Genomic DNA, 14,397 nt, shown 5'->3' with positions numbered 1-14,397 from the left:
CTAAACTGGTGCGGAAGCACTACCGGCTGAAGAGCATTGAAGGAATCGAAGTGGCATTGGACATTCATCGGCAGATCCCTGCGTCCTTTGAGCGCGTGCAGCGCAGCGAGTACGGGTACAACGCCCGGCAGGTGGACCAATTCCTGCAGCGGGCACGGATCTCCCTGGAAACTCCCGAGTCAGCCACCGAGCCCGTCAACAGCGCCGACGTGCGGGCGGTGTCCTTCGACCCCGTCAAGGGCGGCTACTCCGCCGCCGTGGTGGACGCCGCACTGGACCGGCTCGAGGACGCGTTTGCCCGCCGGGAGCGTGACGAGCTGATCGCGGCGCAGGGGGAAGAGGCCTGGCTGCGGGAAATCGGCAGCCTGTCCGGCATCCTCCGCGGACGCCTGCACCGGCCCGACGGAGACCGCTTCCGCCGGCCCAGCAAGAACAGGGCGCGCAGCTACAACACCGACGACGTCGACCGGCTGTGCCGCGAACTCATCGCCTACCTCGAACAGGACAAGCCGCTGAGCGTGGACAGTGTGCGCCGTGCAGTCTTCCGCCCGGCCGTGGGCCGGGAAGGATACGAGGAATCGCAGGTGGACGCGTTCCTGGACCGCGTTGTCGAGCTGATGGCAGCCATCGACTGACGGGGCTGCTGCGGGAGGGGCCTCAGTCCCCGTCCGGCGGGGTGGGGGAGAGCGGCGTGAAGCGGCGCCACACCTCCTGGTAGCTCCGGTACCCGCGAACAGCGGACACTGCCAGGAATGCCAGTCCGCACAGCGCCCCGACGATGAGCCCGCCTGATGTCCCCGCCCCGGCCAGGGTGACCAACAACCCGGCAACGATGGCAATCAGGGCGGCGTTCGCCGTCGTCATGAAGATCATGCTGCTGCCCGCGACGTGGCTGAAGGAGCCGCGGTTGCCAAAGAAGTAGTAGGTCTGCCTCGAACCGGCCTCGTCGTCGTGGTACGCGGCCATCAGATAAGGCGCCACGCCCGGATCCAGGTCCACGTAGGCAGCACGCAGCCTGTTCATGGCCGTCACGTACATCAGGTCCTCGTGGGCCACGTTCATCACCCGGAGCTGGGTCAGCAGCCCGATCGCCGTGTCGATGAGCAGGACCACGACTGCCAGCAGGACGAATGCATCCGAAAAGCCGGTGGCCTGCCCTACCAGGGCCACGCTGACAATGCTGGCCGAGGTGAACGTCAGGAACATGCTGATGCGGGTCAGGACCTCGCCCTGGGCCGTACTGCGCGACGCCAGCAGGCCCCAGTGTTCCGTGGCGAGCAACTGGGCGCGCACGGAGGGAGGGACCCCGCTTTGCTGGTGGGAGGCACCGCCGTCCTCCATGGACATGGCGCTATTGTCCCCCGGTCACCGCTCCGTTGCCAGCGGCCGCTCCGGGGTGTGCAGCCGCGTCATGATGCGCGGCATGGTCCCGGGAATCCGGTGCGAAGTGGCCCGGGACACGATGACCGTCACGGCGAATGCGGCCGGGACGCTCCAGGCCGCAGGCTGCGCCAGCCAGGGCGGCGTCGGGCCGGATCCCGACAGTGCGCCGGCGATCATCGCCCCGCCGCACAGCACCCCGCCGGTCACCATGCCGGCAATGGCTCCGGCGTCGGTCAGGCCCCGCCACCAGATGCCGAGCAGCAACACGGGGCAGACCGTGGACGCCGTGAAGGCGAAGACCAGGCCCACACTGCCCGCCAGGGCCAGGGAGCCGGTCATGAAGGCAAAGCCAAGCGGGACGACGGCGGAGATGACGGCGGCGAGCCGGAACCCGCGGACGCTGCCGCCCAGGACATCCTGGCTGATGACCCCTGCCAGGGACACCACCAGGCCGGAGGTGGTGGACAGGAACGCTGCGAAGGCCCCGGCCACCACCAGGGCCGAGAGCAGGTCGCCCGCCACCCCGCCAATGAGTTCACCGGGCAGCCGCAGGACCATGGCGTCCGGCTGCCCGGAACGGGCAAGATCGGGGGCAAACATCCTGGCCACCAGCCCGAACGCCGTGGGGAAGAGATAGAACACGGACAGCAGTCCAAGGACGATCAGGGTGGTCCGCCGGGCCGAATGGCCGTCCGGATTGGTGTAGAACCGGACCAGCACGTGCGGCAGCCCCAGGGTGCCGAAGAGCAGCGCCACCAGCAGGGACACGTTCTGGTAGAGCCCCGCGGGTGCCGCGCCCGTGGGGTTCACCGCGGGAGCGGACTCGGGTTCGGCTCCCTGGCCGGCCAGCACGAAAATGATGAACAGGATGGGCACGGCCAGCGCCGTCAACTTAAGCCAGTACTGGAACGCCTGGACAAAGGTGATGGAGCGCATGCCGCCCGCCACCACCGTGAGGCATACCACCACCACGACGGCCAGCGAACCCACCCAGTTGGGCAGCCCTGTGGCGATATGGATGGTCAGGGCCGCACCGTGCAGCTGCGGCACGATGTACAGCCACCCCACCATCACCACCACCAGGCTGGTGACCCGGCGGACTGTCCGGGAGGCGAGCCTGGACTCGGTGAAGTCAGGGATGGTGTAGGCGCCGGACCGGCGCAGCGGGGCGGCGACGAAGAGCAGCAGCATGAGGTAGCCGGCGGTGTAGCCCACCGGGAACCACAGCGCGTCGGTCCCGGACACCAGGATCAGCCCGGCGACGCCAAGGAAGCTGGCCGCAGAGAGGTACTCGCCGCCGATCGCCGAGGCATTCCACCAGGGCCGCACGGTCCTGGACGCCACGTAGAAATCCCCGGTGGTGCGCGAGATGCGCAGCCCGTAGAACCCGATGATGGCCGTGGCGAGGGACACCACCGTGACGGCAGTGATGGCGATGCCGGCATTCACGGCCGCGTCACTGGTCCCCGGCCAGGTCCCGGTAGCGCGCCTCATTGCGCGCCGCGGTCCTGACATAGAGCCAGGCGCCCAACCCGATCACCGGGTAGATTCCCACGCCCAGCAGCAGCCAGCCGAACGGGATGCCGGCGATGGTGGTGTCCGCCAGGCCGGGAACCAGCACCAAAGTGAGCGGGAACGCCGCCAGGATCAGCAGGAAGCCGGCCGCCACCACCAGGGCCAGCCGCAGCTGGGACCTGATCAGCGACCGGACGAACACCTGGCCTACTTCGGAATCCTGCGCGGCTTCCCGCGACTCAAACGGACGCGGGGCACCATGGACAGCGGTGCGGGCAGCTGCGCTGGGGGCCGTAACCCGGACCCGGGTCATGTGTGCGGCCTGATCCTGGTTGCCTCCAGCTTCTCCCGCACAATGGGCAGGTGCCGCCGGCTGATGGGCAGCCCGGCGCCGGCCACCGTGACGCGCGGCCCGTCGGCGGCCAGCTTCATGGAGGACACGTGTTTGAGTGCCACCAGGTAGGAGCGGTGCGTGCGGATGAAGCCGGCGTCCGCCCATTGCTGTTCCAGGTCAGCCAGCGGCACCCGGATGAGGTAGCTTGCGTCGGCTGTGTGCAGCCGGGCGTAGTCGCCCTGGGCCTGCACATAGGTGACGTCGTCGCGCCGGATCATCCTGGTGGTCCCGCCTTGGTCCACCGTGATCATCTCCGGCGCCGCTCCGCCCTCCCGCAGCTCGCAGATCCGCCCAACCGAACGCGCGAGGCGCTCCGCACGCACCGGCTTGAGCAGGTAATCCACGGCGGCAAGTTCAAACGCGGCCAGGGCGTGGTCCTCGTCGGCGGTGACAAAAACTACCGCCGGCGGACTGCTGCTCCGTGCGATGGCGGCGGCGATGTCCAGGCCCGAGACCGCAGGCATGTGGATGTCCAGGAAAACAGCGTCGATGCTGCCGCCGGACAGGGCCGTGAGCGCCTCTGCGCCGGACGTGGCCCGCAGGACCTTGCCGATGCGCTCATCCCTGCCCAGCAGGAAGGCCAGCTCCTCAACGGCGGGCAGCTCATCATCAACGACGAGGACGTTTATCATTCTCCTAGGTTACGTCCAGCGGCAGGCCGGCCTTACGCATCATGCCCCGGCTGGGACTTCGGCACCCGCATGGTGATCAGCGTTCCCTCGCCCGGCGCCGTTTCCACCACCAGCCCGTGGTCGTTGCCGTACACCTGGCGCAGGCGCGCATCCACGTTCCGCAGCCCCACGTGGTCCCCGTCGGTATGGCCCGCCAGCACGGACCTCAGCTGCTCAGGATCCATCCCCACGCCGTCGTCCTCGATGGTGACCTCGGCGAACGCTCCCGCGTCCTCCGCCGTGATGGTGATGTGCCCCGGCCCTTCCTTGGCCTCGAGCCCGTGCCGGACGGCGTTTTCAACCAGCGGCTGCAGGCTGAGGAACGGAATGACGGTGCCCAGCACTTCCGGCGCTACCCGGAGGCTGACCTGGACGCGCTCGCCGAACCGGGCCCGCTCCAGGAGCAGGTAGCGGTCAATGCAGCGGAGCTCCTCGGCGAGGGTGGTGAAGTCGCCATGCCGCCGGAAGGAGTAGCGGGTGAAATCCGCGAATTCCACCACCAGCTCCCTGGCCCGTTCCGGATCGGTGTTGATGAAGGAGGCGATGGCGTTAAGCGAGTTGTAGATGAAGTGCGGGCTGATCTGGGCCCGCAGCGCCCGGACTTCCGCTTCCATCAGGAGCGTCCGGGAGGCGTCCAGCTCGGCGAGCTCCACCTGGACCGCCACCCAGTCGGCCACTTCCCCGGTTGCCCTGACCAGGCCTGCCCCGGCGGACGGTGCGAAGGCTGCCAGCGCGCCCACCACCCGGGTGCCGGCGCGTACCGGGGCGATGACGCCGGAAAGGTGGCCGCCGGTTCCCTCCGTGCCGGCGGAGAGCACTGCTGTCCGCCCGGAGGCCAGGACATCCGCTGCGAGTTCCATCAGGCGCGGCCGGATGTCCTCGGCACCCCCGTCCCAGGCCAGGACGCCGGAGGTGTCGGTGATCGCCAAGGCTTCGCAGGCGAGGAGGGTCCGCAGCTGGCGGCTGGCTTTCGCGGCGCCGGCGGGGTTCAGGCCGCGCCTCAGGTGCTGCCCGGCCTGGGAGGCGGCGTGGAGCGTGTGGTACGTGGCGCGCTCTGCGTCGGTGCCCAATTCCCGGAAGGAGCGGAGCACCTTCAGGCCCACGCCGACCACGACGGCAATGGCCATGGCGATCACCGCAACGGCCGCGGCGGTAAGGAGGGGGGAGTCCGGCATGGTGCCCAGCGTAGCGCGGGTGCCGCTTGCCGCAGCATCGCAGCCGTTGAGCGACGGCGGGCGGCCAAGTGCTGGAACAGGGCCACTGCCGGGCGGCACAGTGATTGGTGTCACATCTGCGGTGCCCCCCGTGGTGCTGCCGGCCAGGTACCTGTCCGGCAGTCCGGGGCCCTCCGCCCGGTGTGTTCCGGCAACTCAATGAGGAGGAACGATGGGTAATGATGCCCATACTCCGGACGCAGCGGCGTCCGTGGACTTCGAGCAGGTCCAGTCGACCGGGCAGTTCCAGGAACTGCGCAAGCGTCACCGCAGCTTTGTCTTCCCCATGGCAGTGGCCTTCCTGCTGTGGTACTTCGCCTACGTCCTGCTCGCGGACTATGCGGTGGGCTTCATGTCCACCAAGGTCTGGGGCAACATCAACGTCGGTCTGATCCTGGGCCTGCTCCAGTTCATCTCCACGTTCGCGATTACCGGCTGGTACGTGCACTACTCCAACAAGCGGCTGGACCCCATTGCCACGGAGATCAGGCACGAGATCGAGGGCCACGAATTCGACAAGAACCCAAACCGAGTGGGCGGAGCCAACAAATGATCGCAATTCCCGCTGCGGTGGATGTCGCCGCGCTCAAGGACACCACCCTGCTGAACATGGGCATCTTCGGCCTGTTCGTGGCCGTGACCATGGTGATCGTGCTGCGTGCCAGCAGGAACAACAAGACCGCCGCCGACTACTATGCCGCCGGGCGCTCGTTCACCGGGTCGCAGAACGGCACCGCCATCGCAGGCGACTACCTGTCCGCGGCATCCTTCCTGGGCATCACCGGCGCCATCGCCATCAACGGCTACGACGGCTTTATGTACTCAATCGGCTTCCTGGTCGCCTGGCTGGTGGCATTGCTGCTGGTGGCTGAGCTGTTGCGCAACACCGGCAAATTCACCATGGCGGACGTGCTGTCCTTCCGGCTCAAGCAGCGCCCGGTCCGGATCGCGGCCGCCATTTCCACCCTCGCGGTCTGCTTCTTCTACCTGCTGGCCCAGATGGCCGGCGCAGGAAGCCTCATCTCCCTCCTGCTGGGCATCAGCGACTGGGGCGGACAGGCCCTGGTGATCATCGTCGTCGGCGCCCTCATGATCATGTACGTCCTGATCGGCGGCATGAAGGGCACCACCTGGGTCCAGATCATCAAGGCCATGCTGCTGATCGCCGGCGCCGCCGTGATGACCCTCTGGGTCCTGGCCATTTACGGCTTCAACCTCTCGGCCCTGCTGGGCGGCGCCGTCGAAACCGCCAACAATCCCGCAGTCCTCAACCCGGGCCTGCAGTACGGGAAGACCGAAACCTCCAAGCTGGACTTCATGTCCCTGGGCCTGGCGCTGGTCCTGGGCACGGCAGCCCTCCCGCACGTGCTGATGCGCTTCTACACCGTGCCCACGGCCAAGGAAGCCCGCAAGTCCGTGGTCTGGTCCATCTGGCTGATCGGCCTGTTCTACCTGTTCACCCTGGTGCTGGGCTACGGCGCAGCTGCCCTGGTGGGCGCGGACACCATCAAATCCGCACCGGGCGGTGTCAACGCTGCCGCACCTCTGCTGGCCTTCCACCTTGGCGGGCCGCTGCTGCTCGGCTTCATCTCCGCGGTGGCGTTCGCCACCATCCTGGCGGTGGTGGCCGGTCTGACCATCACTGCCGCAGCATCCTTTGCGCATGACATCTACGCCAACGTCATCGCCAAGGGCAAGGCCGACGCCGCCACGGAAGTCCGGGTGGCCCGGCGCACCGTGGTGGTCATCGGCATCCTGGCCATCCTGGGCGGCATCTTCGCCAACGGCCAGAACGTGGCCTTCCTGGTGGCGCTGGCCTTTGCCGTCGCTGCGTCGGCGAACCTGCCTACCATCATCTACTCACTGTTCTGGCGGAAGTTCACCACCCAGGGCGCGGTGTGGAGCATGTATGGCGGCCTGGCTTCGGCCATCCTGCTCATCGTGTTCTCCCCGGTGGTTTCGGGACTGAAGACCTCGATGATCCCGGGTGCCAACTTCGCCCTCTTCCCGCTGAGCAACCCCGGCATCGTGTCCATCCCGCTGGCCTTCTTCCTGGGCTGGCTGGGCACCACCCTGGACAAGCGGCGGGAGGATCCTGCCAAGCAGGCAGAGATGGAGGTCCGCTCCCTGACCGGCATCGGTGCCGAAAAGGCTGTGGACCACTAAACCGGGCCACCCCTGAAACCGGGACCACAACAACCAGCGCCGCGACTGTTCCGGCGCAACGTGAAGAGCCTCCTGCCGCGGATGCGGCACGGAGGCTCTTTCGTTGGGACGGACCCGGTGTGTTTTCCGGTGGCCGATCAGGGATGGTGGTGGCCGCCCGGTGCCAGGTTCCCGTGTTCACCGTGTGGCACGGCGTACTGTCCCGCCGTCGAGGCGGCGAGGCCCGGCGTCGTAATGCCTGCCACCAGCACCGCCCCGGCGAACGCTGCCAGCAAGAGCCTGCCGGGGCGCATGCCGACCCCTGCTGGCTGCGGCGTCCCGTCCGCCGGGGTGCTGTGCCGCTGGAGCCACCCGAGCGAGGCGATGATCATCAGCGTCAGCAGCAGCGCCGAAAGCTGCGTCAGGCTGAGCCGGGAGGTGGCGGAGATGGGGAAGGCTATGGCGGCCACGTGGGTGGCGGCCGCACCGGCCAGGGCGTACCGCGCCCACCTGTTGCCGGCCAGCCGGTCCTTGGCCAGGAAGGCCACGGTCCCGGCCAGCAGCCCGGCGCCCCAGAGGCAGGCCGCCACGCCCGCAAGGAGCGCTGCCGGTCCAGAAGCGCCTCCTGCGAGGAAGCTGGAGGAGATGGCCAGGTTGACCGAGCCTGCGCCGAAGCCGGCGAACCCGGTGACCAGGCGGACCAGAGAGTCCGCCCGGGGCGCCGTGGACTGCACCACCACCGGGTGGGCGCGCGGTGCGGTGGGCCGGAGCGAAACCATGCCGGACCGTGCCATGCTAGGCGCGGGCAGCGGCCGGCGACTTGTCCAGGGACAGGCCCACGCCGAGGAGGAGCACGGCGCTGGCGAGGTGGAGGACGTTGTCGGCACCGTTCAGGGCGATGATGTTCAGCGGCGAATCCAGCAGGAACAGCCCCACGATGCCGACCAGGAGGTAGACGGCGCCGACGGCGGCGTTCACGGTGCGTGCGCTGTCAACCCCGCGGAGCCCGGCGAAGAGCAGTGCGGCGCCGATGGCCAGGTGGATCACGTTGTGCAGCGGGTTCACCTCGAAAATGATGAGGTTCGCGCCCTCGGTGGCCGCGAAACCGACCCCGGACGTAACGGCGAAGCCCAAGAGGCCCACCAGCAGGTAGACGGCTCCGAAAGCGGAGGCGACGAGGCGGTTGGGTGAATTTCGCATGACCCGAATCCTTCCTTCAGGGCGGGTGGATTGTCCCGCCGGATATGGCCCCCGGGTGGGGCCCTCGGAAGCGATTCGGATCATTGCCGGGGGCGGATGGGTGGAAAGGTCAGTACCCTTTCCATTTTTCCGCCGGCTGGACCTGCCTAGGCCGCGGGCCGAAGCTTGATGTTGGTCATCAGCAGCCTGTCAGTGCCCTGGAACCGGTAGGCGAGGTCCACTTTCTTGCCGGTGCAGCTGATCTGGCCCACCACCTCGGCCGATTTGACGCCGTTCTCGGTGGCCACTTTGAGGTCGGTGTAGGCGGGCTTGCAGGAACTGTCCATTTCCAGGCTCTGCACGCCGGAGATGAAAGCCTCCTTGGAAAGCTGCTTCTGCAAGGCAGGGTCGAGGTATTGGTCGTAGGCGCCCGAGGTATCGCCGGCAATCACCTTTTTGGTGAAATCGTCGGCCAGGCCCCGGGCCTGGTTGGTGGCACTGCCCACCACATTCACCAGGATCACGACGCCGAGGATCACCAGGAGCAGCACCCCGCCAATGCTCCCCAGGATGATCCATAGCCTCCTGCGGCTCCTCGGCGGTGGTGGTTCCCCCGGGAGGCCGAACGGCGCCGGCCGGGCCGGCATCGGGGGCAACCCCTGTGGGGTGAAGCCCTCTTGGCCCTGCCGGTACGGATCCTCGGGACTGCCCGGACCGTGGGAACTGCCCGGACCGTGGGAACTGCTCAAAGGGGGAGCCTTTCGTCGAACAGGCGCTGCGGCGCCGGCGAAGTGGCCGGACCCTCCCGGCCCGGCGCATGACTGGACCAGCCTATAACCCTGCCTGCCGGCGTCGTGCCGGTAGCTGCGTCCGGACGCTGCCGCTATCCGGCTTCGGAGCCCCGGTCCAGCAGCGGCTGCACCCGGAAGGGGATCAACTCGCCCATGGCAAGGGCCGTATCCGCCCGCTCCACGCCGTCGCAGGCCAGGATCTTGCCGTTGATGCGGAAAAGGTCCTCAGCGTCTTTGGCCACCACGCGCAGCAGCAGGTCTGCCGAACCCGTCAGCCCGTAGCCTTCCAGGACCTCGGGGATGGCGGCGATTTCCTCCGCCAGCCGCCCGAGTTTCTGCTGCTGCACGTGGACCGAGATGAAGGCCATGAGCGGATAGCCCAGGGCTGCCGGGTTGAGGCGCCGCTCGAAGGACAGGAAGACGTGCTTCTTTTCCAGCTGGGCCATGCGCGCCTGGACGGTATTGCGGGACAGGCCCAGCTTCTGGGCGAGGGCCACCACGGTCCGGCGGGGGTCCTGCGCCAACGCCGCCAGCAGGCGGGTGTCAGTGCCATCCAAAGCTCGCATAATGCGCAACGCTAGCACGGTGGAGCGGAGCGTGACAGGGCACTTTGCTCAGAAATGGCGGCGGTGGTTGTACCTCCTGGCTGTTGTGAGTAGGGTCACAGTATCTGGGGCAATGACGCCCGGAAGGCCGGTGGCAGCCGGAGCCAAAAGCCCCAAAACCACAGGTCAACGACGTTCGAAGGTTGCGGCAATCATGTCTACAGACCAAACGGGCCATAGCGGCGCAAGTACCCCCGAAAGCGCAGGAAATCCTGGTGCAGCCGGGCCGGAGTTCCTCCAGCTGATCACCCCGGCCGGTGAGCGGATCAGCCATCCTGAGTTCGATTTCTGGGTCAGGGACATTACGGATGACCAACTGTGCTCCCTCTTCGAGGACATGACCGTCATCCGGCGGATCGATGTTGAGGCCACGGCGCTGCAGCGCCAGGGTGAGCTTGCCCTTTGGCCGCCACTCCTGGGGCAGGAAGCAGCCCAGATCGGCTCCGGGCGGTCACTGCGCACCGACGATTTCGTGTTCTCCAGCTACCGGGAGAACGGCGTGGCCTACTGCCGCGGCGTGGACCTGACGGACCTCCTGCGGGTCTGGCGCGGCAACGCCTCCGGCGGCTGGGATCCGTACAGCATCAACATGGCCACCCCGCAGATCATCATCGGTGCCCAGACCCTGCACGCCACGGGCTACGCCATGGGCATCCAGAACGACGGTGCCGACGCCGTGGCCGTCACATACTTTGGCGACGGTGCCACCAGCGAGGGCGACGTCAACGAGGCCATGGTGTTCGCGGCCAGCTTCCAGGTCCCGGTGGTGTTCTTCTGCACCAATAACCACTGGGCAATCTCCGAGCCCGTGCGCCTGCAGTCGCACATCCAGCTCGCGGACCGGGCCGCCGGATTCGGCATCCCCAGCCTCCGGGTGGACGGCAATGACGTCCTGGCGGTCATGGCTGCCACACGGCTGGCCCTGGACCGGGCGCGCCGCGGCGGCGGCCCCACCTTCATCGAGGCCGTCACCTACCGCATGGGCCCGCACACCACCGCCGATGATCCCACCCGTTACCGTGACGCCAACGAGCTGGAGGACTGGGCCGCCAAGGACCCCATTTCCCGGCTGGCCGGCCTGCTGGAGCGGAAGGGGCTGCTGACCGGGGAACTGCAGCAGCAGGTCAAGGACAAAGCCGACACCGTCGCAGCGCAGATGCGCCGTGGATGCACCACCATGCCGGAGCCCCAGCCCATGGACATCTTCAAGCACGTTTACAGCACGCCCAATTCCTGGCTGGAACGCCAGCAGGACCACTATGCAAGGTATTTGGCCTCCTTCGGTGATCCCGCAGGAGCCGTCCAAGAAGAAGGTGTCCGCTGATGACCCAGTTGACCTTTGCCCGTGCCATTAACGCCGGGCTGCGCAAATCGCTCGAGGACGACTCCAAGGTGGTGCTCCTCGGTGAAGACATCGGCACCCTGGGCGGCGTCTTCCGGGTGACGGACGGCCTGCAGAAGGATTTCGGCAAACACCGCGTGGTGGACACCCCGCTGGCCGAATCCGCCATCGTGGGAACCGCCGTCGGCCTGGCCTACCGCGGCTACCGTCCCGTGGTGGAAATCCAGTTCGACGGTTTTATCTACCCCGCCTTCGACCAGATCGTCAGCCAGGTGGCCAAGCTCCACTACCGAACCCGGGGTGCCGTGAAGATGCCCATCACCATCCGGGTGCCCTTCGGCGGCGGCATCGGCTCGCCCGAACACCATTCCGAATCTCCCGAAGCCTATTTCACGCACACGTCCGGGTTGCGCGTGGTCACTGTTTCCAACCCGCAGGACGCGTACACGGTGATCCAGCAGGCCATCGCCTGCGACGACCCCGTCCTGTACTTCGAGCCCAAGCGCCGCTACCACGACAAGGGGGACGTGGACGAGGCCGCCGGACTGCAGTCCGCCGAGCCCATGGGCAAGGCGCGGTTGCTCACCGACGGGACGGACGTCACCCTGGTGGCTTATGGTCCGCTCGTGAAGACCGCGCTCGACGCCGCTTCCGCCGCCGCTGACGAGGGCATATCGATCCAGGTCATCGACCTGCGCTCGCTGGCGCCTGTGGACTACGAACCCGTGGTGGCGTCCGTGCGGAAGACCGGGCGCCTGGTGGTCACGCACGAGGCAGGGCAGTCCGGCGGGCTCGGCGCGGAAGTGGCGGCCAGCATCACCGAGCGGTGCTTCTACCACCTCGAGGCGGCCCCGGTGCGCGTCACGGGCTTCGACATTCCCTATCCGTATTCCAAGTTGGAAATGCATCACCTGCCGGGCCTGGACCGCATCCTGGACGGCGTGGACCGCGCCCTGGGACGTCCCAATTCCCTGAGTGGACTGGAAGGATGAGCGCCACCATGATCAAGGAATTCCGTCTCCCGGACCTGGGCGAGGGACTCACAGAATCCGAAATCCTTAGCTGGAAAGTGGACGTTGGCGACACCGTCAGCCTGAACCAGGTCATCGCCGAAGTGGAAACCGCCAAGGCCGTGGTGGAGCTTCCCTCGCCGTTCGCCGGGGTCATCAAGGAACTTCACGAACAGCCCGGTTCGGTCGTGGAGGTGGGCAAGCCGATTGTCTCCTTTGAGGTGGCGGACGACGCCGGCGCCCCACCTTCGGCGTCGTCCGGCGCCGCGGGCACGGGGTCCGGGGAGACCGTGGCGGAGACGCCGAAACGGGAACCTAACCTCGTGGGGTACGGGGCCGTCGTCGAAGGTTCCGGCCGCCCCACGCGCCGGGCGCGGACGTTTGCCCCAGTGGTTGGGCCTGCCGAACCCAAGCCTGTCGCAACCGGTCCTGCTGAAACGCCGCCCGCTGACAGCGGGCGAGCCGAACGTCCCCGGTCCACGCCTCCTGTCCGCAAACTGGCCAAGGACCTGGGGCTGGACCTCGCACGGGTTCCGGGGACCGGTCCCGGCGGACTGATCACGCGGGAGGACGTGCAGGAGTTTTCCGGCCACGCCGCGGAACCTGTCCCGCAGCAGCGGCGGGAATCGTCTTCAGCTGGAGCCGGGACGGGGGAGCGGGAAACCCGGACGCCCATCAAGGGGGTGCGTAAGCACACCGCTGCCGCCATGGTGCAGAGCGCCTTCACCGCGCCCCATGCCACGGAGTTCCTGACCGTGGACGTCACACCGAGCCTTGATCTCCTGGCCAAGCTCAAGACCAGCCGGGAATTCTCGGGAATCAAGCTGACCCCGTTGACGCTGGCCGCCAAAGCCGTACTGATCGCCCTGGGGCGGAATCCGGCGCTGAACTCCCGCTGGGACGAAGAAAACCAGGAGATCGTCACCTTCAACTACGTGAACCTGGGCATCGCCGCCGCCACACCGCGCGGGCTAATGGTTCCCAATATCAAGGACGCCCACGCCCTGCCCTTCCCGCGGCTGGCGCAGGAGCTCACGGCGCTCGCCGACGCCGCACGGGCGGGCAAGACCACGCCGGGTGACCTGTCCGGCGGCACAATCTCCATCACCAATATCGGCGTCTTCGGCATCGACGCCGGTACCCCTATCCTCAACCCGGGAGAGGCAGCGATCCTTGGCCTCGGAGCGGTCCGGACCATGCCATGGGAATACCGGGGCGAGGTGGCGCTGCGCCAGGTGGTCACGCTGAGCCTGTCCTTTGACCACCGCCTGGTGGATGGGGAGCAGGGTTCCCGGTTCCTGGCGGACGTGGGAGCCATGCTGGCCGAACCCGGCATGGTACTCACCATGGTCTAGCGGAGTCCGCACCACCGGCCCCGGCCCGCACAAGCGGTGCTGCCCGGGGCCGGTGGTGCGGCCGGCGGCCGTTGGTGTCCGGTGGGCGGTTGGGTCAGGCCGAGGGCACGGTCAGGGCGGCCATGGCCATGGCCTCCAGGAGGGGCCGCGCGGTCCTCGAGGCCATCCGGCGGCCATGGCTGCGGACGGAGTGCGGAGTGGAATTGATCAGCCCGAACGTGGCATGGGCCCGCATCCGCAGGTCCGAAACGTCGGTATCGGGATGGATCCGCGCCAGGACGTCCACCCAGATTTCCACGTAGCTGCGCTGGAGCGTCCGCACGGCCAGCTGGTCCTGCTCCGACAGGTTCGGAAGATCCCGGTCCTGCACCCGGATCACGTCCGGCTTGCCGAGGGCGAAGTTGACCTGGAACTCCACCAGCTGCCGCAGTGCGGCCATGGGGTCGGCCGTGCGCTCCACGACCTGCCGGCCGCCGTCGAGCAGTTCCTGGCTCACGGTGACCAGCAGGCCGGCCAGGACTGCCTGCTTACCGGAAAAGTGCCGGTACACGGCAGGTCCGCTGACACCCGCAGCCGCGCCAAGGTCTTCCAGTGAAACCCGGTTGAAGCCGTTGGCCGCGAACAGTGAGGCGGCAGCGGAGAGCAACGCCTGACGCCGGTTCTCCTTGGCCTTGCCGCGCTGGGTGGTGGGGGCCTGGGCGGCAGGGGCCGGCTGCGCGGTATTGCTGGACACTTTTCCTCCTTGGGCCGTCCCAGAGTCTAGCAACGCGATGCTGTGTTGGACATCACAGTT

The 14,397-nt window shown here is 67.7% G+C and carries 16 protein-coding genes; 6 read left to right on the top strand and 10 right to left on the bottom strand.

The features are described 5' to 3' along the window. Positions 1-50 precede the first annotated feature (50 nt). Complete coding sequence (locus tag PV772_RS05065) at positions 51-635, top strand: DivIVA domain-containing protein (protein WP_141183311.1); 585 nt, start codon at positions 51-53, stop codon at positions 633-635. Between the two features lie 22 nt (positions 636-657). Here the strand turns inward: PV772_RS05065 and PV772_RS05060 are convergent, their stop codons facing one another. From PV772_RS05060 to PV772_RS05040, 5 genes are read right to left on the bottom strand one after another with little or no spacing between them, the layout of a single operon-like run. After that, positions 658-1,347, bottom strand: coding sequence for a hypothetical protein (locus PV772_RS05060; protein WP_347885527.1), 690 nt, complete (start codon positions 1,345-1,347; stop codon positions 658-660). 18 nt (positions 1,348-1,365) lie between these two features. Further along, positions 1,366-2,832, bottom strand: a complete 1,467-nt coding sequence (locus PV772_RS05055) for a cation acetate symporter (RefSeq protein ID WP_141161639.1) — start codon at positions 2,830-2,832, stop codon at positions 1,366-1,368. Positions 2,833-2,839: 7 nt separating this feature from the next. Beyond that, entirely contained in the window at positions 2,840-3,211 is a 372-nt protein-coding gene (locus PV772_RS05050; protein WP_141161023.1) for a DUF485 domain-containing protein, read from the bottom strand. Beyond that, a complete protein-coding gene (locus tag PV772_RS05045) occupies positions 3,208-3,924 on the bottom strand; it encodes a LytTR family DNA-binding domain-containing protein (RefSeq protein ID WP_347885526.1) in 717 nt (238 codons plus the stop codon). Before PV772_RS05045 ends, PV772_RS05050 begins: the two co-directional genes overlap by 4 nt. A 32-nt stretch (positions 3,925-3,956) precedes the next feature. After that, positions 3,957-5,138, bottom strand: a complete 1,182-nt coding sequence (locus PV772_RS05040) for a histidine kinase (protein WP_347885525.1) — start codon at positions 5,136-5,138, stop codon at positions 3,957-3,959. A gap of 211 nt (positions 5,139-5,349) precedes the next feature. Between PV772_RS05040 and PV772_RS05035 the strand changes: the two genes are divergently transcribed. Both PV772_RS05035 and PV772_RS05030 read left to right on the top strand, forming a co-directional pair. Continuing rightward, positions 5,350-5,730 (top strand): DUF485 domain-containing protein, encoded by a 381-nt coding sequence (locus PV772_RS05035; protein ID WP_141161020.1) that lies wholly within the window; start codon positions 5,350-5,352, stop codon positions 5,728-5,730. Further along, positions 5,727-7,343 (top strand): sodium/solute symporter, encoded by a 1,617-nt coding sequence (locus PV772_RS05030; protein WP_141161019.1) that lies wholly within the window; start codon positions 5,727-5,729, stop codon positions 7,341-7,343. Before PV772_RS05035 ends, PV772_RS05030 begins: the two co-directional genes overlap by 4 nt. A gap of 137 nt (positions 7,344-7,480) precedes the next feature. Here PV772_RS05030 and PV772_RS05025 read toward each other — a convergent pair whose 3' ends face one another. The 4 genes from PV772_RS05025 to PV772_RS05010 form a co-directional block, all read right to left on the bottom strand. After that, complete coding sequence (locus PV772_RS05025) at positions 7,481-8,101, bottom strand: hypothetical protein (RefSeq protein ID WP_246839735.1); 621 nt, start codon at positions 8,099-8,101, stop codon at positions 7,481-7,483. 16 nt (positions 8,102-8,117) lie between these two features. After that, positions 8,118-8,522 (bottom strand): DUF4383 domain-containing protein, encoded by a 405-nt coding sequence (locus tag PV772_RS05020; RefSeq protein ID WP_141161017.1) that lies wholly within the window; start codon positions 8,520-8,522, stop codon positions 8,118-8,120. Between the two features lie 146 nt (positions 8,523-8,668). Then, on the bottom strand, positions 8,669-9,250 hold the full coding sequence (locus tag PV772_RS05015) for a hypothetical protein (protein ID WP_307359949.1): 582 nt from the start codon (positions 9,248-9,250) through the stop codon (positions 8,669-8,671). 134 nt (positions 9,251-9,384) lie between these two features. Continuing rightward, positions 9,385-9,858 (bottom strand): Lrp/AsnC family transcriptional regulator, encoded by a 474-nt coding sequence (locus PV772_RS05010; RefSeq protein WP_141161016.1) that lies wholly within the window; start codon positions 9,856-9,858, stop codon positions 9,385-9,387. 193 nt (positions 9,859-10,051) lie between these two features. On the opposite strand from PV772_RS05010, the gene pdhA reads away from it, so the two are divergent. Genes pdhA through PV772_RS04995 form a run of 3 tightly spaced genes read left to right on the top strand, consistent with a single transcriptional unit; the run spans position 10,052 to position 13,604 of the window. Beyond that, the gene (pdhA, locus tag PV772_RS05005; RefSeq protein ID WP_347885524.1) at positions 10,052-11,221 is read left to right on the top strand and encodes a pyruvate dehydrogenase (acetyl-transferring) E1 component subunit alpha; all 1,170 of its coding nucleotides are present in this window, start codon (positions 10,052-10,054) and stop codon (positions 11,219-11,221) included. Next, positions 11,221-12,231 carry an alpha-ketoacid dehydrogenase subunit beta gene (locus PV772_RS05000; protein ID WP_347885523.1) on the top strand — a complete coding sequence of 337 codons (1,011 nt, stop codon included), beginning with the start codon at positions 11,221-11,223 and terminating at the stop codon, positions 12,229-12,231. The genes pdhA and PV772_RS05000 overlap by 1 nt, the downstream gene beginning before the upstream one ends. After that, positions 12,228-13,604 (top strand): dihydrolipoamide acetyltransferase family protein, encoded by a 1,377-nt coding sequence (locus tag PV772_RS04995; RefSeq protein WP_347885522.1) that lies wholly within the window; start codon positions 12,228-12,230, stop codon positions 13,602-13,604. The genes PV772_RS05000 and PV772_RS04995 overlap by 4 nt, the downstream gene beginning before the upstream one ends. Positions 13,605-13,698: 94 nt before the next feature. Here the strand turns inward: PV772_RS04995 and PV772_RS04990 are convergent, their stop codons facing one another. Beyond that, positions 13,699-14,337 carry a TetR family transcriptional regulator gene (locus tag PV772_RS04990; protein ID WP_141161012.1) on the bottom strand — a complete coding sequence of 213 codons (639 nt, stop codon included), beginning with the start codon at positions 14,335-14,337 and terminating at the stop codon, positions 13,699-13,701. Positions 14,338-14,397: the final 60 nt, after the last annotated feature.

Source organism: Pseudarthrobacter sp. CC12 (genome assembly GCF_039907755.1).
GTDB lineage: Bacteria > Actinomycetota > Actinomycetes > Actinomycetales > Micrococcaceae > Arthrobacter > Arthrobacter niigatensis.
This window is presented reverse-complemented; position numbering and strand designations above follow the sequence as displayed.

Coding starts and splice junctions, on each gene's coding strand:
- PV772_RS05060 (WP_347885527.1), bottom strand. CDS start 1,347: ATGTCCATGGAGGACGGCGGTGCCTCCCACCAGCAAAGCGGGGTCCCT.
- PV772_RS05050 (WP_141161023.1), bottom strand. CDS start 3,211: ATGACCCGGGTCCGGGTTACGGCCCCCAGCGCAGCTGCCCGCACCGCT.
- PV772_RS05045 (WP_347885526.1), bottom strand. CDS start 3,924: ATGATAAACGTCCTCGTCGTTGATGATGAGCTGCCCGCCGTTGAGGAG.
- PV772_RS05040 (WP_347885525.1), bottom strand. CDS start 5,138: ATGCCGGACTCCCCCCTCCTTACCGCCGCGGCCGTTGCGGTGATCGCC.
- PV772_RS05035 (WP_141161020.1), top strand. CDS start 5,350: ATGGGTAATGATGCCCATACTCCGGACGCAGCGGCGTCCGTGGACTTC.
- PV772_RS05030 (WP_141161019.1), top strand. CDS start 5,727: ATGATCGCAATTCCCGCTGCGGTGGATGTCGCCGCGCTCAAGGACACC.
- PV772_RS05025 (WP_246839735.1), bottom strand. CDS start 8,101: ATGGTTTCGCTCCGGCCCACCGCACCGCGCGCCCACCCGGTGGTGGTG.
- PV772_RS05020 (WP_141161017.1), bottom strand. CDS start 8,522: ATGCGAAATTCACCCAACCGCCTCGTCGCCTCCGCTTTCGGAGCCGTC.
- PV772_RS05010 (WP_141161016.1), bottom strand. CDS start 9,858: ATGCGAGCTTTGGATGGCACTGACACCCGCCTGCTGGCGGCGTTGGCG.
- pdhA (WP_347885524.1), top strand. CDS start 10,052: ATGTCTACAGACCAAACGGGCCATAGCGGCGCAAGTACCCCCGAAAGC.
- PV772_RS05000 (WP_347885523.1), top strand. CDS start 11,221: ATGACCCAGTTGACCTTTGCCCGTGCCATTAACGCCGGGCTGCGCAAA.
- PV772_RS04995 (WP_347885522.1), top strand. CDS start 12,228: ATGAGCGCCACCATGATCAAGGAATTCCGTCTCCCGGACCTGGGCGAG.